Below are 18,385 nucleotides of genomic sequence, written 5' to 3'. Positions count from 1 at the left end.
GCAACCGGATATTTTTATCGAATATTATTTATTCACAGCAAATGGGTTCACCTAAAGAGTCTGAAATTTGCTATATTTGCTGTTTTTCTGCGACATTTATTTTTCGACTGATTATGAATACGGCAATACAAGCAGCGCTCGACCATGCAGTGCAATCCCTTCAAGCTGAAGGTGTACTCCCATCTGACTGGAAAAATACCAGCACATTGACGCGTACCAAAGACCGAAGCCACGGTGACTTTGCCTCAAATATTGCCATGATCGGGTCCAAAGCTGCCGGTATGAAGCCGCGCGATTTGGCGGAAAAAATTCTGGCCAGCCTGCCGGAAGTTGCGGACATCAGCAAAGCAGAGATCGCAGGCCCCGGCTTTATCAACTTTTTCTTAAACGCCAATCAGCGCTTTGCAGTGCTGGAACAGATTCAGGCGCAAAAAGATCAGTTTGGCCGCACCCAAGCCAATGCGGGCAAACGCATTCAGGTTGAATTCGTTTCCGCCAACCCAACGTCCAGCCTGCATGTTGGCCATGGCCGCGGCGCAGCTTACGGCATGACTGTTGCTAACCTTCTGGAAGCAACAGGCGCAAAAGTGGACCGTGAATATTATGTCAACGACGCTGGCCGTCAAATGGACATTTTAGCCACGTCCACTTACCTGCGTTACCTAGAATTAACCGGCCAAGAATTGGTCTTTCCGAAAAATGCCTATCAAGGCGACTATGTAAAAGAAATCGCGCAAAGCATTATTGATCAGGACGGCGATGCATACGTGCGTCCAGTGGCGGATATCTACAAAGATGTGCCTGAAGATATTCAGTACGCTGCCGAATTGGATGCCGAAGGCAATAAAGTGGTGCTGTCAGGCGACAAAGAAAAGCACATTGACGGTTTGATCCATAATTCGCAAAACCATTTAGGTGCAGGCTACCGCATCTTCCACCAAGCGGCGTTAAAAGCAATTTTAGACGACATTAAAGATGACCTTGGCGAATTTGGCGTAACTTTCAACCAATGGTTCAGTGAAGCATCGCTGACTGAAAAAATTGAAGAAGCGCTGCAAACGCTGGATCAGCGCGGCTTCCTGTATGAAAAAGACGGCAACATCTGGTTCAAATCGACTAAATTTGGCGATGAAAAAGACCGCGTCGTCAAGCGCCGCAACGGTCAAACCACGTATTTCGCTTCCGACATTGCCTACCATCTGAATAAACTGCAGCGCGGCTATACAGACATCGTAGACATTTGGGGCTCTGACCACCACGGCTATATTGCCCGTGTTAAAGCCGCCATTGATGCAATGGGCTATGACTCGAAAAAACTGACTGTCTTATTGGTGCAGTTCGTCAGCTTATGGCGCGGCGGCGAAATGGTGCAAATGTCATCGCGTTCAGGCCAGTTCGTCACTTTGCGCGACCTGCGTAAAGAAGTGGGCAACGATGCAGCGCGTTTCTACTATGTCATGCGCAAATCTGAACAGCACATTGATTTTGACTTAGACCTGGCTGTGTCACAAAGCAAGGATAATGCGGTGTATTACATTCAGTATGCACATGCACGTGTGAACCGCATGGTGGATATTCGCGCGCCTGAAAAAAATATTCCATTTGACCGCAGCCAGTTAGCAAGCTATGACGCATCACTTTTGGTGTCAGACACAGAAACTGAAATTTTGGCAAAACTGGCCGCGTATCCTGAAATTGTGACACGCGCAGCCAATAGCTATGAGCCGCATCAAATTGGCAACTACCTGAAAGAACTGGCCGCGTCTTTCCATGGCTGGTATGCTCAAGAAGATGTCAAAATTTTAGATGAACAAAACGTTGCTTTATCCCAAGCGCGCTTACTGCTGTCTGTAAACGTACAGCAAGTCATCCGCAATGGCTTAGAGCTGTTAGGCGTATCTGCACCGGAAGCGATGTAAGGCGCCGCTCCTGATGAATACTTTCGCGGTATTCATCAGGCAGTACAGCGATAGAGCTGAAAAACCATGCCTCTTGAGGCATCTTTATTAAAATAATGAGGTTCCCACGTGTTTGGAAAAACGCAGCGCGGTGTATCTGAGCGGCCGAATAAGCCGAAAAAGCCTTTAATTCCAGCGTGGCTGGGAACATTGGCGATTATTTTGATCATCCTAAGTTTTGTAGTGGCGTTGATGCTCTGGAAACCGTGGGAACCTGTGAAGCCGAAAAATCAGATTACGTCTGAACACGCGCCGGAAGAAACCAATAAAGACTACCGTTTTTATGACCTTCTGCCGCAGCAGCAAGTCACGCCCATTCCTGAAGAGGCCATCCCTGAAACTAAAAATCAAGGGACCGTCGTCATTGTGGAAGCGCCCAAGGATAGCCCTGCTGAAAATGCAGCGGAGCCTGGCCTGCAAGCCAGCGCTCCTGCACAGGCGCCCAATTATATTCTGCAAGTGCGCAGCTATGATGACCCGGATCAGGCCGATGCGCGCCGCGCGGAAATTATTCTGAACGGCTTATCGGCAGATGTAATGCAAACCACTGAAAACGGAAAGGTTTGGTACCGTGTAGTCTCTGGCCCTTATGATTCGCAAGAAGCTGCTGTCATTGCACAGCAAACCCTGCAGCATAGCGGTATTGATTCCATTGTCGTGAAACGCTGAGCGGATTCAATCAAAAAAGCGCCTTAAAAGGCGCTTTTTTTGCTTTTACTTCCCTTTTCATAAAAAGCGGGAATGAGGAGGATTTATATACAGCATAATCCTCCCCTAGCCCCGCCTTTATCAAAGGAGGGGGAACTTTATGAAAGCGCATGCCCCATGGCTTTGCCCATCACTACCGGAGAATTGGCTTTCAATTCAGCATCCCACTGCATTTTATTTTCTTCAAATAGCACCACAGCGGTGGAGCCTAAATAGAATCGGCCCAATTCCGCGCCTTTGTCCAAGAACAAATTGTGCTGATTCAATTCTAAACGGCCTGTCGGCTTCACTTTGCCAGTGGCCACCGTTTCAATGCCGGCCACAATCATTGCGCCCACTAAAACCACCGCCATGCGGCCCAGTTCGGTATCAAACAGGCAGACCATGCGTTCATTGCGCGCAAATAAGCCCGGAATGTTTTCCGCAGTGGTCTGGTTTACAGAAAACAGCTCGCCCGGCACATACAAGGTTTCAGTCAATGTGCCGGCAAACGGCATATGCACACGGTGATAATCTTTCGGTGACAAATACACTGTGGCAAATTGACCATTTTTAAACGGCTCTGCCAGCTGCGGATCGGCAATCAATTTTTCTGCCGAAAAGTATTGCCCTTTAGCCTGAAAGATATCGCCTTCTTCAATTTTGCCCAGCTGGGAAATCGCGCCGTCTGCGGGAGACACGATGCTGGATGCATCGGCATCAATTTCACGCACGCCGTCTTTCAGCGAACGGGTAAAAAACTCATTGAAGGATTTGAATTTTAAAGCGTTGCTTTGTTCCGCAATCGACATATCAATGCCGTATTGCGCTTTAAATGCAGTAATCACAGCATTTTTCAGTACCGGGTTTTCACTGGCAGCGACTTTGCCAATCACGCGGGACAGCTTGTGCTGCGGCACAACACGCTGCGCTTGAATGAAAATTTGTTTTTTTAATCGTGATGTGATGCTCAAGACGGCAACTCTCCAGTAATGACAGGGCTATCTAAACGGTTGCCCCATTCGCTCCACGCACCATCATAAGCTTGAATATTCCAGCCCAGCAGACGCCCTAAAATATAGGCAAGCCCTGAGCGGTGGTGTGACTGACAGTAAACCACCACGGGTTCATTCATATTGAATCCCAGCTGTTCTAAGCGCTGCTGCGTGCGTTCCAAGGGATGCAATTTTAAATGATTTTCCCGGTTTAGGGCAGTACTCCATTCAAAATGACGCGCACCCGGAACGTGACCGCCGCGTCGCGCAGCCAAACGCAAGCCGGTATATTCATCTTCTGTGCGGCAATCCCAGACTTGCACCGCATTTTGGCTGACCTTTTCCAGAAGCTGATCATAGCTTGTATGATACTGATTTTTATATTTTAAGTTGACAGAAACCAGGTTTTCTACAGGCGGCGCCGTTCCAGCATCAGAAGAAGTCGGCAGGCCTGCGCCCAGCCACGCATGAATGCCGCCATTCAGTAAACTGGTATTTTCAAAGCCTAAGCAATGCAAATTCCAAATCAGGCGCCCTGCCCATGCACCGCCTTCGTCGTCATAAGCCACGACATGATGATCGGGGCTGATGTTTAAATGGCGGATCAGCGCCTCCAAGCCCGCCTGATCCGGCAATAGGCCTGTCGCCTGCTCTTCCTGGCGCACCAGCAGACTGGGCTTCACATGAACGGCCTGCGGGATATGCAGCTGTTCATATACCGAACGGCGGCACAAATCGATGATCCTTAATTTTTCATGGCCCAAATAGGGCGCCAGCTCTTCTGCTTCTATCAGCAATCCTAAATTCAACACAGCATCAGCCATCGCGGTTCGACTATTCATCCATCTACTGAGCTTCGATCTTAGCATAACTGCATTTCACTATTATTCTGAATTTTTGCATTCCTTTTGCAAAATTTCAGATATAAAAAAAGCCGAACCGCAGTTCAGCTTTTGCGGAAATTGCAGCGCTTAAGCCTGCTCTTCCTGAATATCAAAGACCTGGCGCAAATACGCCAGAAAGGTATCGTTATCGGTCATGGTTTTGCCTGGGCTGTCCGAGATTTTAGCGACAGACTGGCCATTGCATTCCACCAGCTTCAATACGATATTCAGCGGGGTTTGCCCCATGTCATTGGTCAAATTGGTGCCGATGCCAAAGCTGACCTGAAAACGGCCTTTGAAATAATGATGCAGATCCCAGGCTTTTTCCAGATTCAAGCCGTCACTGAACGTCAGCATTTTGGTTTTGCTGTCAATTTTTAATTTTTTATAATGCGCATAGGCTTTATCGCCCCATTCATAGGGATCGCCGCTGTCATGGCGCAGGCCGTCAAACAGTTTGGCAAAATACAGGTCGAAATCGCGCAGGAACGCATCCATGCCGACCACATCCGTCAATGCAATGCCCAGATCGCCTCGGTATTCCTGCACCCAAGTTTCCAGCGCCGATTTTTGAAAATTACGCAGCCGCACATCCAGCGCCTGGAAGGCTTGTAAAAATTCATGCGCCATGGTGCCGATCGGCGTAATGTTCAAATCTTTCGCAATCAAAACATTGCTGGTGCCGCGGAAAATATACGGCGAGGCTTGGTTAAATTCTTCAATCACATGCTTTTGCCACTCAAAGCTATAACGGCGGCGTGTTCCAAAATCAGACACTAAAAATGGCGGATCATTGGGGTTTTGTGCCGCTTCATATTGTTTCAGCAGCTCAATCTTGGCGGCAAGGCGGCGCTCGCCTTCAGCCAATACGCCCTCTGTACGGATGCGGCGGAAATACAGTTCATTGACGATCGCCAAAACAAAAATTTCAAACATCATGGCCTGCACCATTGGGCCTTCCACCCAGATGTCCAAACGCCCTTCGCTGTCTATGCCGGCTTTAATAAAGCGGCGCTTCAGCTGGAACAGTTCCAGATAATCGACAAAGTCGCTTTTAATAAAGCGCAGGCTGCGCAAATACAGCAGTTCATCTTCTTTGAATTTTAATTGGCACAGATGATCCAGCTGTTCATTCAAATCATCCAGAATATCCGCCAGCGGATAAACGGTATCTTCAAGGTTGCGGCAACGGAAATGATAAACACTGTGGGTTTGCGGAAATTTATGCAGCACCACCTGAAGCATGGTGAATTTGTACAAGTCAGTGTCTAGCAAGGATTGAATGATTGGAGCCATATCTCTGGAAATTTCGCTGTGCTTTTTGCATTAAAGCATACTTTGCCCAGCGATATTGCAAGTTTTACGTACAGCTAATTGAATTCTAGACCAAAGTTTCAGCACGCCTGCAAGATCATTTCATGCCTTTCGCTGAATCTTTTTCCAGGGACGCGATAATTTGCCGCAGCTGTTTTTCCTGTCCAATCACCTGCGCGAATTCAGCTGCGGTCTTCTGCCCGCTCTTTTGCGCATTGGCGTCACAGTCGACTTTGCGCAGCTGCTTGGCAATGGAAAATTCCATCTTGAATAAAGCGCCCATCAGTGCAGTATTGCCTTTGCTGTCACGCGCGCAGCGGTCGGCGCCATGCGCCAATAACGAGGTGACAATATTCTGATGGCCATAATACGTCGCCATCATTAAGGGCGTGAAGCCTGAAGCATTGCGCACATCAACAGGGAAACCATGCTTAAGGAACTCATTGATGACTTCTTGATTGCCTGTTTTGGCCGCTGCAAAGAAGATGTCAATCAATTCCTGTTGTGAGGTCATCTGATCGCTTGCAGCAGGTTTAGCGGGAGAGATATCTTCAGCGATTGCCACGTTTGCGAATGCGGAACTAAACGCGAGAAGACTGGCTAAAGTCAAATGCTGCACAGCTTTCATGATGAACTCCAACAGAAATCAAATCTTAATTAAAAACTAGGCTCAAATGCAGTCAATCATATTGAGCGCCTGTAAAACTCCCCCTAGGGTGCAGGAAAGGTTTGGAGTTCTACAGGACTTTTCGGAGGTGATTGCGAGACCCTAGTCACCAATTCAAAGACCGATCAGAATCAGTCTTTAAGTTTTGCCGCTTTGGCTTTAACCGTGGCCATGTCGCCCTTCACGGCTTCAGTCATGCGCATGCCGTAGTCTGCGTCTGCTTTATAGAAATAAGACAGCATGATGTGCTTGGTTTCAGAATCTTTCACATTGCCCAGATCTGCAGCCAGGTTCATGATTAAATCGTCTCTTTCTTTGGCCGTGTATGAACGGTAAAGCTCGCCCGCTTGCTTGAAGTTTCGCTCTTTCGTGCCGATTTGCTGCACTGTGCCAGTCAACGGAGTTTGCACTGCGCGCGCTTTCTCAGTTGCTGCTTTTGGCTCTTTACGGCTTGGCTCATAGTTCACGTCAGAATCACGTTCGCTGACATTCATGTAGCCGTCCTGGTTGTTGTTGCTGACTGCAACCACTGGACGGTTTACAGGAATTTGCTGGTGGTTTGCGCCCAGACGGTACATTTGTGTATCTGAGTAAGAGAAGATGCGGCCTTGCAGCAGACGGTCTTCAGACGGCTCAATACCAGGAACCAAGTTGCCTGGCGCAAACGCAGACTGCTCGGTTTCATTGAAGAAGTTCTTCGGCATGCGGTTCAGCGTCAAAGTGCCGGCTTTCGTTTCAGGAACGATGTCAGTTGGCCAAATTTTGGTTGGATCCAGCGGATCAAAATCAAATTTCACGAAATCTTCCGGATCTAAAATTTGAACATACAGATCCCATTTCGGGAAGTTGCCTTTGTTGATATTGGCATACAGATCATTGGTTAAATGATTGAAATCTTTAGCTTGCTGCTCAGCAGCTTCTTTGACATTCAGCCCCTTCACGCCTTGCTGAGAACGGAAGTTGAATTTAACGTATTTGAATTCGCCTTTGCCGTTATACAGCTTGTAAGCATGCACGCCAAAACCGTCCTGTTCACGGTAGCTGGTCGGCACGCCTTGCTTGCCATACACATAAGTCAGCATATTGGTGGCCCATGGCTGGCTCGACAGGAAGTCAAATACACGGTTCGCGTCTTGAACGTTGTTAATTGGACTTGGCTTCATAGCATGGATGAAGTCAGGGAATTTGATCGCATCACGGATGAAGAAGACTGGCGTTTGGTTGCCCACTAAATCCCAGTTGCCTTCCTGTGTATAGAACTTGATGGCAAAACCGTGCGGGTCGCGTAAAGTCTCTGGTGAGCCCTTACCGTGAATTACAGTCGAAAAACGTAAGAATACTGGCGTTTTAGTGCCCGCTTTGAACAATGATGCCAGAGTAATGTCAGACAAATCTTTCGTCGCAACAAATTCACCATACGCGCCTGTACCGCGCGCATGCACCACACGCTCAGGAATGCGTTCACGGCCAAAGCGCTGCAGCTTTTGCACCAATTGCACATCTTGAAGCATTGTGCCGCCCTGTGGGCCAGCAGTAATTGAATTTTGATTATCGCCTACCGGAGCGCCATTATCTTTGGTTAATGGCGCAGCTTGAGCCGCTGCTGTTGCTGATGTGAACATCGCAACTAATAAAGAACGCTTAAACATCGTCTTAATCTCTCTGTTAAATACCTTTCCTGCAGCGCAACGATACTGATATTCAAAGAATAGATAAAACAGATTATTTTTATAAATTCAATCGTATTTTTAAATTGTTTAAAATTTTATCAGATAAAATCAGCAGTTTATCAAAGAATAAAAACCGCCCCTTTCCTTAGCCTCGACTCTTTTTTGCTACAATGTCTGCGTTTTCCATCATCATTTGAGTCCAATATGCGTGCATTGCTTCAGCGTGTTCTAGAAGCCAAAGTGGTTGTAGACGATGCGACTGCAGGAGAAATCCAACACGGAATTTTAGTTTTTCTAGGCATCGGAAAAGGCGATACTTTAGAAAAGGGCCAAAAGCTGATTGATAAGATTTTAAAATACCGTTTTTTTGATGATGAACAAGGCAAAATGGGCTGGAATGTCAGTCAAGCCGGCGGCGGACTGTTGCTGGTCTCGCAATTTACCCTGATGGCGCAAACCCAAAAAGGCCTGCGCCCTGATTTTGGCCCAGCCATGCCGCCCAGCGAAGCCAAAGCGCTGTACGAACAGTTGGTCGGCTATGCAAAAAGCCAATTTGAAAATGTGCAAACCGGTATTTTCGGCGCAGATATGAAAGTACATTTGGTCAATGACGGCCCCGTGACCTTCAATTTAGAAGTTGAATAAGCGCTAGACACAAAAAAGCCCTCCAGATGAGGGCTTTTTTTAATCTTTCTCTAACCCCCTTCTTTAAAAAAGGGGGTTAGAGAAGTAAAACTTACTTGCCGGTTTTTTCTTTAATAAAGCGACGGGCAATTTTAATTTTTTCTTTCACCGGTTTCGGCAATTTAGGCGGGATCAGTTTCGCCACTTTGTTAAACCATACCAATAAGCCAAAGTCGCCTTCCATTTTAATGCTGCCGTTTTGCATGCCTGTCATGAATGCCGTTGGGTCACCTTTCATTAAGGTTTTAACGCCTTGCTCGCTGTCCGCAAACTGCAAGATAAAATCGGCTTTTTCAGCATCGCCTGATACTGTGTCAATTTGTCCATTATTTACAATAATCTGGCGCGCAACACCTAAGTCTGTGCCAATCTGGATACGGAACTGGCGCTCATGAACCAATTCAATAAATTTAGGGCTGGTGCGCGCAAGCTGCTTCATGCGCAACGCTAAACCAGCAACCAGCAAATCCAGCGGATCCGTGCTGACATCAACCAGCGGCAGCTTTACGACAGGGATTGACGATAGTTTCATGACTTTGAGCCTATTGTAATTGTTGGAAAATTGACTGCCTCATCCTACCATAACTTCTAATTTCAGGCGTATGGCTTTGTACAATAATTATCGAGGCGCAATAGATAAAAAATGCGCCCCAAGGCGCATTTTTTAACAAACTGTTTTTAGGACTTAACGGCTAGAGCACCGCTGCTCATCTTCATACACAGGGGTATGCTCTATATAGCGGCGGTTGGCTACAGCGCGCTCTGCACGGCGGTCTTCGCGCAGTAAAACTAAACTAAACACCACCATCGCAGAAGCCATTGCGGTCAGATAGCTGTAGGCTATTGGCAATTCAAACACCGTTTGCGTGCCAAAACGAATGACTTCAATCAGTCCCCAAACCAGCATCCCAGCCAGCATAAAACTTAACCAGCGACGATAAGGCGAGAAGAAAACAGCAATCAACGCAGTGGCAATTAAACCCATGCCAATGATGGTTGCTAAATTCGCTGTTACCATAAAAACCTCCGTCATACGGCAGAACCTGCATGCATTTGCTTTGCCCTTCTGCCGAAAAATACCGTTAAATGAATCAATGGAATATTGTCGATCTCAATCTCTATGCATGCATTATGAGGAGTTTTTTGCATAAAAAAAGTCTTGTATTTTGCGTAAGCGACATAGCTTGTCGTAATATTATTTTGTCATTACATTTTTCCGTTTTCCGCTTTTTCTGGAACAATGATTCCATCCCGCTTGGCGTGTCATTACAAAAAAAACACGGCTTTTATGCATTAAAAAATTATTTTTTCAGATGAGCTTAACCGTTGTTTTTCTCAGCTATTTTCAATTACCGCTGGTCGGCTTTCGCTGTCAATGGACAAAAAAAATGCGGCGCCAGCGCCGCATTTTCATCACCCCGTCATTTTCTATGCGCGGTTTAAATCTTTATCGTGTACACCCAATAGGTACAGCACACCGTCTAAGCCTACACTGGAAATCGCCTGATTGGCATTCTGACGCACCAGCGGTTTCGCACGGAACGCCACGCCCAAGCCTGCAATTGACAGCATCGGCAGGTCATTCGCGCCATCACCTACAGCAATCGCCTGCTCGACAGAGATGCCCATTTCTTTGGCAATATTGGTCAGCAGCAGGGCTTTGCGCGCGCCATCCACAATATGGCCTTTCACCTCGCCAGTGACAACGCCGTCCTGCACATCCAACACATTGGCATGCACTTCATCTATGCCCAGTTTTTCCTGCAAATATTCTGCAAAATACTGGAAGCCGCCTGAAAGAATCGCTGTGCGGTAACCCAAAGATTTCAAAGTTGAAATGAGGCGCTCGGCACCTTCAGTTACCGTCAATCGTTCCGCGATTTTCGGCAGCACAGACGCATCCATGCCTTTCAGCAGCGCAACGCGCGCGCGGAAACTTTGCTGAAAGTCCAGCTCGCCCTGCATTGCACGTTCAGTGATTTCTGCCACTTGAGCACCTACACCCGCTTCAATGGCTAATTCATCAATCACTTCCTGCTCAATCAGGGTCGAGTCCATATCAAAGCAGACCAAACGGCGGTTGCGGCGGTAAGCATTGTCTTCCTGCACCGCAACATCGACACTCAGCTCTGCAGAAAGGCGCAGGCAAGCTGCGCGCATCGCCGCGGCATCCAGCATTTGCCCTTTCAGGCCAAATTGAACGCAGGCGCGTTTCGGGCCATTCTGCTGTCCATTCAGCTCGGGACGCTCGGACAAACGGGTCACGGTTTCAATATTGAAGCCTTGATTAGAGACGATTTTTGTAACCGCCTGTAAGTGCGAAGCCGTCAGTTCTGGCGCCAAAGCCGTCACGATATAGCGTGTACGCCCTCCCTCACTCACCCATTGGTCATATTCTGCTGCAGAGATCGGTTTAAAGCGCACAGTTAAGCCGATATCATGTGCTAGAATCAGTATTTCCTTCATGGCTAATGCTGTCGCAGTTTGATCATCAGACGATACAACAATACCTAAAGTCAGCTGGTTATGGATGACGGCTTGCCCAACATCTAGAATTTGTAAGGAATGAACGGAAAGAACCTGCATTAATCGTGTGAATTGATTAGGCTGGTCAGGTCCTAAAAATGAAATAAGAATGATTTCTCGCATGAAGTGACTCGGGTCTGAGCTGCAACTATTGTGAGAATCATAATCGAAAATGAACTGAATTGCCTTGGAAGTTTACGTTGAATGCGCCTAGACAAGGGCTATTTGCTAGCCTACTGATTATAAGTTTTGCTTTTCATACCTTTTTACTGGTACTGGCAACAACTCACCAGCTGAATGAAAACCGCGCCAGTCAGGGCCAGCTCATGACCAGCCAGCTGGTCACGGACAGCATTTCTGAAATGGAGCCCGCGAATACCGTCTCTCTGGCGCTGCTGGCAGACCGCTATGCCACCAACCCGAGCGTGGCTTCTATCCGTATTTTAAATGCGGATAATCAAGTGCTGGCAACCGGCGGCTTAACCAAAACCCGCGCTGGCGAGGTCTTTGTCCGCGATGCGCTGCAAAATGAAAAGAAAGTCGGCACTGTGGAAATCACCTTAATTAAACCCAGCATTGGCGAAATTCTGCGGACACAGTGGCTGGCGATTCTGGCATCGCTGTTTGTTCACGGCTTGCTTTGGCTGGCTTACCGCGCGATTGCCCGTCCAAGCCGAAGCGAATATCTGGCGCGCATCAACAATGAATCCCGCCTGAAGCATGAAATTCAAACGCTGACCCAAGCGCTGGAGCAGGAAAAGCATAACGCCGCTGTCGCGATTGCGCAGGCGCAGCAGAATGCGCAGCACAAAGCTAAGATCAAAGAAAGCAAGCCTGCAGTGGTCGACAGCAATGATTTAGCGCTGAACATTCAGTTCTACGATCCTAAACAGCTGCTGGATACAGTCAACACGACCGTTTCTGTGCCGTATTTTAATTTATGCCAGATTTTCCTGAATAAAACGGCTGAACTGTGCGTACAGCATTACAAGCTGAACAGTTCCGACATTTGCACGGTGCATAAATTTGATGATCAGGGCGCAACCATCAGCATTGCAGCCGATACGCCAAATGCCCTGCAGTGCTTAGCCATGATCGGCGCAGTCTTCCAATTGCTGTCTGATGTGCTGTACAAACGCTACCGCGAAGAAAAACGCTTTGTGCTGCAAACCCGCAGCGCGGTATCCAGCGCAGTGGAAGCGATGCAGCTGTCATCAGTGCAAGCCGCTGAGCGCCTGGTGCAGCAGCTGTCGGCCAAAGAAAGCGCTGTGCACGTGCCTAATGAACTGCTGAAGGAAATTTCAGAACACTTCCAGCTGGTCAGCCTGCCAAATCCAACCAATGTGCTGACCCGCCATGCCTTTATGGTCAATGGCATGGACAGCGATGCGGCCGAACTGGCGCAAAGCTTCCGCACCGAAATTTTAAAATCCAAGCAGTCTAAAGCCTCTTAAATTGCGGATAAGACATAAAAAAGCCTGACACTGTTCAGGCTTTTTTTATGGAGATAAGACAGCGGAGCCCGCCTTAGACTTTGAGCATTTTTTGCTCCATCAGCAGGCGCTGCGCGCTATGCGCCTGAGCAGGATCAGTGCAGGCTGCCTTTTTCCAATGGCCGTCCGCCTGCAGCTCCCATGCATTTTGATTGTCCTGCAGATAATTGATCAAGCCATCTTTGAAAATGCGCTTTTTCAGGCGGGCATCTAGAATCGGGAAACAGGTTTCCACCCGGGAGAATAAATTTCGGCCCATCCAGTCCGCACTGGCGCAGTACAGTTTTTTCTCGCCGCCATGCTCAAAATAGTACACGCGGGTATGTTCTAAAAAGCGCCCGACGATGGAACGCACATGGATGTTGTCCGACATGCCCTTAACTTGCGGAATCAGGCAGCAGATGGAACGGATAATCAGGTCAACTTTGACGCCGGCTTCTGAAGCGCGGTACAGCGCCGCAATCAGCTGCGGCTCCGTCAGCGCATTGGCTTTAATGATGATGCGGGCTGTTTTACCCGCCTGCGCAAATGCAATTTCCTGATCAATCAGCCGCAGCAGTTCACTATGCAAGGTAAACGGCGCATGCAGCAAGGCTTTTAATTTGGCCATTTTACCCATGCCCGTCAATTCCTGAAACATGCGGTGCACATCTTCACACACTTCAGGCTGTGTGGTCATTAGGCCGTAATCGGTATACATCCGCGCATTGCCAGCATGGTAATTGCCGGTACCTAAATGCACATAGCGCCTCAGCTGACCGCTTTCACGGCGCACAATCAAAATCATTTTGGCATGGGTTTTATAGCCGACAATGCCGTACACCACGACGGCGCCCGCTTCCTGCAGAATATTCGCCACCATAATATTGGACTCTTCATCAAAGCGCGCGCGCAGCTCAATCACCGCTGTCACTTCTTTGCCGTTGCGGGCGGCTTCCGCCAGCACCTGCACAATTTCAGAATCCGGCCCGCTGCGGTACAGGGTTTGCTTCATCGCCAGCACTTTAGGATCTTTGGCGGCTTCTTTCAGCAAGCTGATCACCGGCTGGAACGAATCAAAAGGATGATGCAACAGCACATCCTGCGCCTTTAAAATGTCAAACATGCTCTGCTGCTTGCGGAAGATCTTTGGAATAATCGGGGTAAACAGCGGATACTTCAGCTCAGGACGGTCAAAACTGGAGCTTAAGCGCGACAGGTTAATCGGGCCATGAATGCGGTACAGCTCCTGTTCACTCAGATCAAATTCATCCAGCAGATACTGAATAATGCCGGCAGGGCAATCCTGTTCTATTTCCAAGCGCACTGCGCGGCCAAAACGGCGCGATGACAATTCGTCCTTCAATGCCACAGCCAAGTCATCGACATCCTCGGACAGAATCAAATCTGCATTGCGGGTGACGCGGAAGGCATAACAGCCAGTCGCCCGCATGCCGGGAAATAAGTCACTGATATGCTGCTGAATAATAGCCGTTAAAAAAATTTGCGCGTCAGCACTTCCGGCGACGTCAGCAGGCAGATGAATCAGGCGCGGCAAGGAGCGCGGCGCAGGCACAATCGCCATGGCAATTTCACGGCCGAAAGCATCTTTGCCTTCCAGGCTGACAATAAAATTCAGGCTTTTATTCACCAGGCGCGGAAAAGGATGTGAAGGGTCTAAACTGATTGGCGTTAATACCGGCTGCACGTCTTTGGCAAAAAATTTGGCAATCCATGGCTTGTGCTTTTCTTCAATATCCTGATATTGAATAAATTGAATGCCTTGACTCTGCAGCGCCGGCAAAATCGCCTGATTTAAGATGCCATATTGGGTTTTGACGGACTCATGCACCGCTTGAGACAGTTCCTGCAGCACAACCTCGGTGGGCAATGCATCGGGCGTACGGGCAATAGCATTCAAATCCAGCTGCTTCATTAAGCCCGCGATGCGGATTTCAAAGAACTCATCCAGATTCCGCGCAAAAATAATCAGGAAATTTAAGCGTTCCAATAAAGGCAGGCGGGAATCCTGCGCCTGCGCAAGCACGCGGCGGTTAAATTCAAAAAGCGATAATTCGCGGTTAAAATAAGTCTCCGATGAATGCTGAAAATTTTGCATACCCTCTCAATGCTGTTTTGCAACAGTCTGTTATAAAGCTTACGGGGAGGCATGTTAGGCAGACTTTATGACAAACATGTTACAGCTGTTCGAAACGGGCGGATTTCAGCAGGAAAACCGTCATTTTTCTGTAATAAAAAGAGCGCTAAGGCGCTTCTGATGAGGATGCATCCTGCAGGGCTTTCTGCTGCGCCCGCCCGGTTCTGCTGGCCCAATAGCTGGCCAAAGCAGGCCCTGAAATATTATGCCATAAGCTGAAAATGGCGCTGGGCACAGCCGTCACCGGTGAGGCTGCAAAATGCGCGGCCGCCAGCGCAACCCCTAAGCCGGAATTCTGCATCCCCACCTCAATGGCAACCGCTTTGCAGTCGGCATAAGGCAAATGCAACAGCCTGCTGGCCCAAAAACCCAGCAGGTAGCCCAAACCGTTATGCAGCATCACCACACCCAAAATCAGCAGGCCGGATTCTAAAATCTGCGCTTTGCTGCCGGCAATAATCGCCGCCACAATCGCGACAATCCCCAATACCGAGATCAGCGGCATCACTTGGATATAAGATTCAACCTGACGCTTAAACAGGCTGCGCGCAATCAAGCCCAGCAGAATTGGAAATAGCACCACCTGCAAAATAGACAGCAGCATCGACAGCGCATTGATCTCAATCCACTGGCTGGCCAGCAGATAAAAAATCGCCGGGGTGAGCAGCGGTGCAAGAAGAGTGGAAACTGACGTGCAGGCTACGGACAGCGCCGTATTGCCTCTGGCCATATAGGTAATCACATTGGATGCCGTGCCGCCCGGACAGCAGCCGACCAAAATGACGCCGACTGCAATTTCCGCAGGCAAGGCAAATAACTGGCACAGCGCATACGCCAGCCCCGGCATCACAATAAACTGCGCCGCAACGCCAATCAGTACGGCTTTCGGGCTTTGCAGCACGCCTTTAAAGTCTGCTGCGGTCATGGTCATGCCCATGCCGAACATGATCAGTCCCAGCACCCACGGAATATAGGCTTTCAGCCAAATGAACAGTTCAGGCATCCACAGCGCAATCCCTGAAAACAAGACCACCCAAAAGGCGAAGGTTTTCTGAATCCATTGATTAAAGCTTAAAAATGCGGCCATGCGTTTTCCCTGCTGCAGATCCAAATGAAAAAGGCATCCTGCAAGATACCTGCATTCATCAGTCATATTCTATTGGAACCGAAACTATACCGTTTCCTGCAAACTGACAATATCTTTTGTATAGATGCGCTTCACGCCTTGCGCCAGCATCTCTTGCCATGCATGCTGCAAAGATCCATTCAAATCAATGCCTTTGCAGGCATCCGCAATCACAAAAGACCGGAAGCCCATTTTGCAGGCATCCATCGCCGTCCACGCGACACAAAAATCGGTTGCAATGCCCGCTACAAAGACCGTATCAATCCCGCGCTCTTTCAAATAGCCGGCAAGCCCGGTAGAAGTGCGGTGATCCGCTTCCATGAATGCTGAATAACTGTCGATGCCGGCATGAAAACCCTTGCGGATCACCAGCTGCGCATGCGGCACATTCAAGTCCTGATGCAGTGCCGCATCATGTGTTCCCTGCACGCAATGCGCAGGCCATAAAACCTGCGCACCATACGGCAGCTGAATCGTATCAAAAGGCTGATGGCCTGCATGGTTTTCGGCAAAGGAAATATGATCGGCAGGATGCCAGTCTTGCGTCAGCACCACATTGTCAAAATACTGCGCCAGCTGATTAATCGCTGGAATAATTTGGTCTGCATGGGCGACTGCTAAATTGCCGCCAGGGGTAAATCCATGCTGCACATCGACAATAATCAGTGCGCTCTTGTTTTGCATAATGCTCTTTCCATTTTCTTATTCGTTGCTGACAGCTTCTCAGCATAGCTGAAAAGCCTTAAGTATTCAGGCTTCCTCGGTAAAATGGAATGACCGTTGTTCTGCTTTGCTGACTGTTCAGGGCAAATCTGGCATGTGTTCACTTGCGCATGCGTTGAGCTGCAGGTGAACCCCCGCAGACAAAAAAGCCCGCTGATGCGGGCTTTGTCAAAAATCTTTACAGCCTTGCTGCTTTTACTGCGGTACGCGGCGCACCAGCAGCAGCATAAAGATTGCAGAGATAATAATGCATGGAATCGCCGCAGAAATGACCCCCGCTGCGCCAAAGCCTGCAGCCAGCAGCTGGCCTGCAATAGCCGGCCCAAGCATCGCGCCGATACGGCCAACCGCTGAACCGACGCCGACACCCGTGCCGCGCACTTCAGTCGGGTACACAATCCCGCCAAACGCATACAATACGCCTTGGCAGCCAATCACAAATGCGCCAACCAACGCGGATGCCATATACATTTGCGTTAAAGAACCCGCGCCATTTAGAGCAAATAGGCCTGCCAAGATACCGCCGTACATCAAAACAATCACGTAGGCTTTTTTCCAACGGTCCGTCAGCATGCCTAAAATGATCGTACCGATTGTTGCACTCACCATGAAGTAAAATTGCGCTGTTGCACCGTCTTTACGTGTAAAGCCAAGTTCTGTGAATAGGGATGGCAACCAGCTCAGCATGATGTATACCACCATCAGCGTGAAGAAGTAGCTTACCCAGATACAGAAAGTGCGCATGCGGTTTTCGGTATTGAACAGATCTTTGAATGAACCTTGCGGTGCCGCTTCTGCAGCAGATGTATTTGCAGCCAGCTCTTTAGTCTTTAAGTATTCTTTCGATTCAGGCAGCAGCAAAATCATCAGTGGAATCACAATAATCGGCAGCAAACCGCCCAGATAGAACACATTTTTCCAGTCCGCGCCAAAATCTGTAGTCGCAATGAGTGACAGAATGGCTGCGCCGACCGGCATGCCGCAGTACATCAAGCCCACTGCACGGCCGCGGTTTTGCGGTGTGACCGCTTCAGACGCCAGCGTAATCAGAATCGGCATGGCTGCGCCAAGCCCAGCGCCAGCGAGAAAACGTACCGCCAACAAGCTGTGGAAACTGTTGACCCATGCTGTGAATAGCGTAAATAAAGCAAACACTGCTGTAGAGCAGATCAGGACTTTCTTGCGTCCAATCCGGTCTGCTATACGGCCACCAACCAGTGCGCCAGGCAATAAGCCCAGAATCCCTGCACTAAAAAACACACCCAACTGCGATTTGTCCAAACCAAAGTCCTCACGGATACCTGCAGCGGCAATGCCGGCCGCCTGAATATCCAGGCCTTCAATGACCGCAATCAGGAAACAGATGGCTACCGTGACAATAGCGTGTTTATTGTCTGATTTTTCCATTGTAGAATCCTTGTTCAATCAGTGTTCAAATTAGAATTCCATCATCTATGAGCATGCTGTATAAAATAACTATCAATAAGTTGAACCTTTTGCTCAGGTTTCACCTTAAATAAT

The 18,385-nt window shown here is 48.7% G+C and carries 16 protein-coding genes; 4 read left to right on the top strand and 12 right to left on the bottom strand.

Going from position 1 to position 18,385, the window contains the following annotated elements; genetic code table 11:
- Positions 1-113 precede the first annotated feature (113 nt).
- Both argS and F941_RS00520 read left to right on the top strand, forming a co-directional pair.
- Positions 114-1,919, top strand: coding sequence for an arginine--tRNA ligase (argS, locus tag F941_RS00525; RefSeq protein WP_026253454.1), 1,806 nt, complete (start codon positions 114-116; stop codon positions 1,917-1,919).
- A gap of 108 nt (positions 1,920-2,027) precedes the next feature.
- Positions 2,028-2,627: an SPOR domain-containing protein gene (locus tag F941_RS00520; RefSeq protein WP_005006644.1), complete on the top strand. Its 600-nt coding sequence runs from the start codon at positions 2,028-2,030 to the stop codon at positions 2,625-2,627.
- Between the two features lie 137 nt (positions 2,628-2,764).
- On the opposite strand, the gene asd is transcribed toward F941_RS00520, so the two are convergent.
- The 5 genes from asd to F941_RS00495 all read right to left on the bottom strand — a co-directional run bounded on the left by asd (position 2,765) and on the right by F941_RS00495 (position 8,154).
- Positions 2,765-3,619, bottom strand: a complete 855-nt coding sequence (asd, locus tag F941_RS00515; RefSeq protein ID WP_005006642.1) for an archaetidylserine decarboxylase — start codon at positions 3,617-3,619, stop codon at positions 2,765-2,767.
- A complete protein-coding gene (locus F941_RS00510; RefSeq protein ID WP_018573049.1) occupies positions 3,616-4,464 on the bottom strand; it encodes a sulfurtransferase in 849 nt (282 codons plus the stop codon). Before F941_RS00510 ends, asd begins: the two co-directional genes overlap by 4 nt.
- Before the next feature lie 147 nt (positions 4,465-4,611).
- The gene (gene pncB, locus F941_RS00505) at positions 4,612-5,820 is read right to left on the bottom strand and encodes a nicotinate phosphoribosyltransferase (RefSeq protein WP_005006638.1); all 1,209 of its coding nucleotides are present in this window, start codon (positions 5,818-5,820) and stop codon (positions 4,612-4,614) included.
- Between the two features lie 115 nt (positions 5,821-5,935).
- Entirely contained in the window at positions 5,936-6,466 is a 531-nt protein-coding gene (locus F941_RS00500; protein WP_005006636.1) for an ankyrin repeat domain-containing protein, read from the bottom strand.
- A gap of 170 nt (positions 6,467-6,636) precedes the next feature.
- Positions 6,637-8,154, bottom strand: coding sequence for a catalase (locus F941_RS00495; protein ID WP_005006634.1), 1,518 nt, complete (start codon positions 8,152-8,154; stop codon positions 6,637-6,639).
- A 225-nt stretch (positions 8,155-8,379) separates the two neighbouring features.
- On the opposite strand from F941_RS00495, the gene dtd reads away from it, so the two are divergent.
- Positions 8,380-8,820 carry a D-aminoacyl-tRNA deacylase gene (gene dtd / locus F941_RS00490; protein WP_005006632.1) on the top strand — a complete coding sequence of 147 codons (441 nt, stop codon included), beginning with the start codon at positions 8,380-8,382 and terminating at the stop codon, positions 8,818-8,820.
- Positions 8,821-8,911: 91 nt separating this feature from the next.
- Here dtd and F941_RS00485 read toward each other — a convergent pair whose 3' ends face one another.
- From F941_RS00485 to serB, 3 genes are all read right to left on the bottom strand, one after another.
- Positions 8,912-9,391, bottom strand: coding sequence for an SCP2 sterol-binding domain-containing protein (locus F941_RS00485; RefSeq protein WP_005006630.1), 480 nt, complete (start codon positions 9,389-9,391; stop codon positions 8,912-8,914).
- 153 nt (positions 9,392-9,544) lie between these two features.
- Entirely contained in the window at positions 9,545-9,877 is a 333-nt protein-coding gene (aciT, locus tag F941_RS00480; protein ID WP_005006628.1) for an AciT family ciprofloxacin tolerance protein, read from the bottom strand.
- Between the two features lie 410 nt (positions 9,878-10,287).
- Positions 10,288-11,508 (bottom strand): phosphoserine phosphatase SerB, encoded by a 1,221-nt coding sequence (gene serB / locus F941_RS00475; RefSeq protein WP_005006627.1) that lies wholly within the window; start codon positions 11,506-11,508, stop codon positions 10,288-10,290.
- A 77-nt stretch (positions 11,509-11,585) separates the two neighbouring features.
- Between serB and F941_RS00470 the strand changes: the two genes are divergently transcribed.
- Positions 11,586-12,839 carry a hypothetical protein gene (locus F941_RS00470; RefSeq protein ID WP_005006625.1) on the top strand — a complete coding sequence of 418 codons (1,254 nt, stop codon included), beginning with the start codon at positions 11,586-11,588 and terminating at the stop codon, positions 12,837-12,839.
- 73 nt (positions 12,840-12,912) lie between these two features.
- Here the strand turns inward: F941_RS00470 and ppk1 are convergent, their stop codons facing one another.
- From ppk1 to mhpT, 4 genes are all read right to left on the bottom strand, one after another.
- Entirely contained in the window at positions 12,913-14,976 is a 2,064-nt protein-coding gene (ppk1, locus tag F941_RS00465; protein ID WP_005006624.1) for a polyphosphate kinase 1, read from the bottom strand.
- A 145-nt stretch (positions 14,977-15,121) separates the two neighbouring features.
- Positions 15,122-16,102, bottom strand: a complete 981-nt coding sequence (locus tag F941_RS00460) for a bile acid:sodium symporter family protein (protein ID WP_026253455.1) — start codon at positions 16,100-16,102, stop codon at positions 15,122-15,124.
- 84 nt (positions 16,103-16,186) lie between these two features.
- A complete protein-coding gene (pncA, locus tag F941_RS00455) occupies positions 16,187-16,825 on the bottom strand; it encodes a bifunctional nicotinamidase/pyrazinamidase (protein WP_005006620.1) in 639 nt (212 codons plus the stop codon).
- A gap of 234 nt (positions 16,826-17,059) precedes the next feature.
- Positions 17,060-18,271, bottom strand: a complete 1,212-nt coding sequence (gene mhpT, locus F941_RS00450) for a 3-(3-hydroxy-phenyl)propionate transporter MhpT (protein ID WP_005006618.1) — start codon at positions 18,269-18,271, stop codon at positions 17,060-17,062.
- Positions 18,272-18,385 lie beyond the last annotated feature (114 nt).

The organism is Acinetobacter bouvetii DSM 14964 = CIP 107468, assembly GCF_000368865.1.
Classification (GTDB): Bacteria; Pseudomonadota; Gammaproteobacteria; order Pseudomonadales; family Moraxellaceae; genus Acinetobacter; species Acinetobacter bouvetii.
Note: the sequence above shows the minus strand (reverse complement) of the source record. Positions and strands in the feature narration are given on the sequence as shown.

Excerpts from the sequence above, each read along its gene's own strand:
- argS (WP_026253454.1), top strand. The coding sequence starts at position 114 with ATGAATACGGCAATACAAGCAGCGCTCGACCATGCAGTGCAATCCCTT.
- F941_RS00510 (WP_018573049.1), bottom strand. The coding sequence starts at position 4,464 with ATGGCTGATGCTGTGTTGAATTTAGGATTGCTGATAGAAGCAGAAGAG.
- pncB (WP_005006638.1), bottom strand. The coding sequence starts at position 5,820 with ATGGCTCCAATCATTCAATCCTTGCTAGACACTGACTTGTACAAATTC.
- F941_RS00500 (WP_005006636.1), bottom strand. The coding sequence starts at position 6,466 with ATGAAAGCTGTGCAGCATTTGACTTTAGCCAGTCTTCTCGCGTTTAGT.
- F941_RS00495 (WP_005006634.1), bottom strand. The coding sequence starts at position 8,154 with ATGTTTAAGCGTTCTTTATTAGTTGCGATGTTCACATCAGCAACAGCA.
- dtd (WP_005006632.1), top strand. The coding sequence starts at position 8,380 with ATGCGTGCATTGCTTCAGCGTGTTCTAGAAGCCAAAGTGGTTGTAGAC.
- F941_RS00485 (WP_005006630.1), bottom strand. The coding sequence starts at position 9,391 with ATGAAACTATCGTCAATCCCTGTCGTAAAGCTGCCGCTGGTTGATGTC.
- aciT (WP_005006628.1), bottom strand. The coding sequence starts at position 9,877 with ATGGTAACAGCGAATTTAGCAACCATCATTGGCATGGGTTTAATTGCC.
- serB (WP_005006627.1), bottom strand. The coding sequence starts at position 11,508 with ATGCGAGAAATCATTCTTATTTCATTTTTAGGACCTGACCAGCCTAAT.
- ppk1 (WP_005006624.1), bottom strand. The coding sequence starts at position 14,976 with ATGCAAAATTTTCAGCATTCATCGGAGACTTATTTTAACCGCGAATTA.
- F941_RS00460 (WP_026253455.1), bottom strand. The coding sequence starts at position 16,102 with ATGGCCGCATTTTTAAGCTTTAATCAATGGATTCAGAAAACCTTCGCC.
- pncA (WP_005006620.1), bottom strand. The coding sequence starts at position 16,825 with ATGCAAAACAAGAGCGCACTGATTATTGTCGATGTGCAGCATGGATTT.
- mhpT (WP_005006618.1), bottom strand. The coding sequence starts at position 18,271 with ATGGAAAAATCAGACAATAAACACGCTATTGTCACGGTAGCCATCTGT.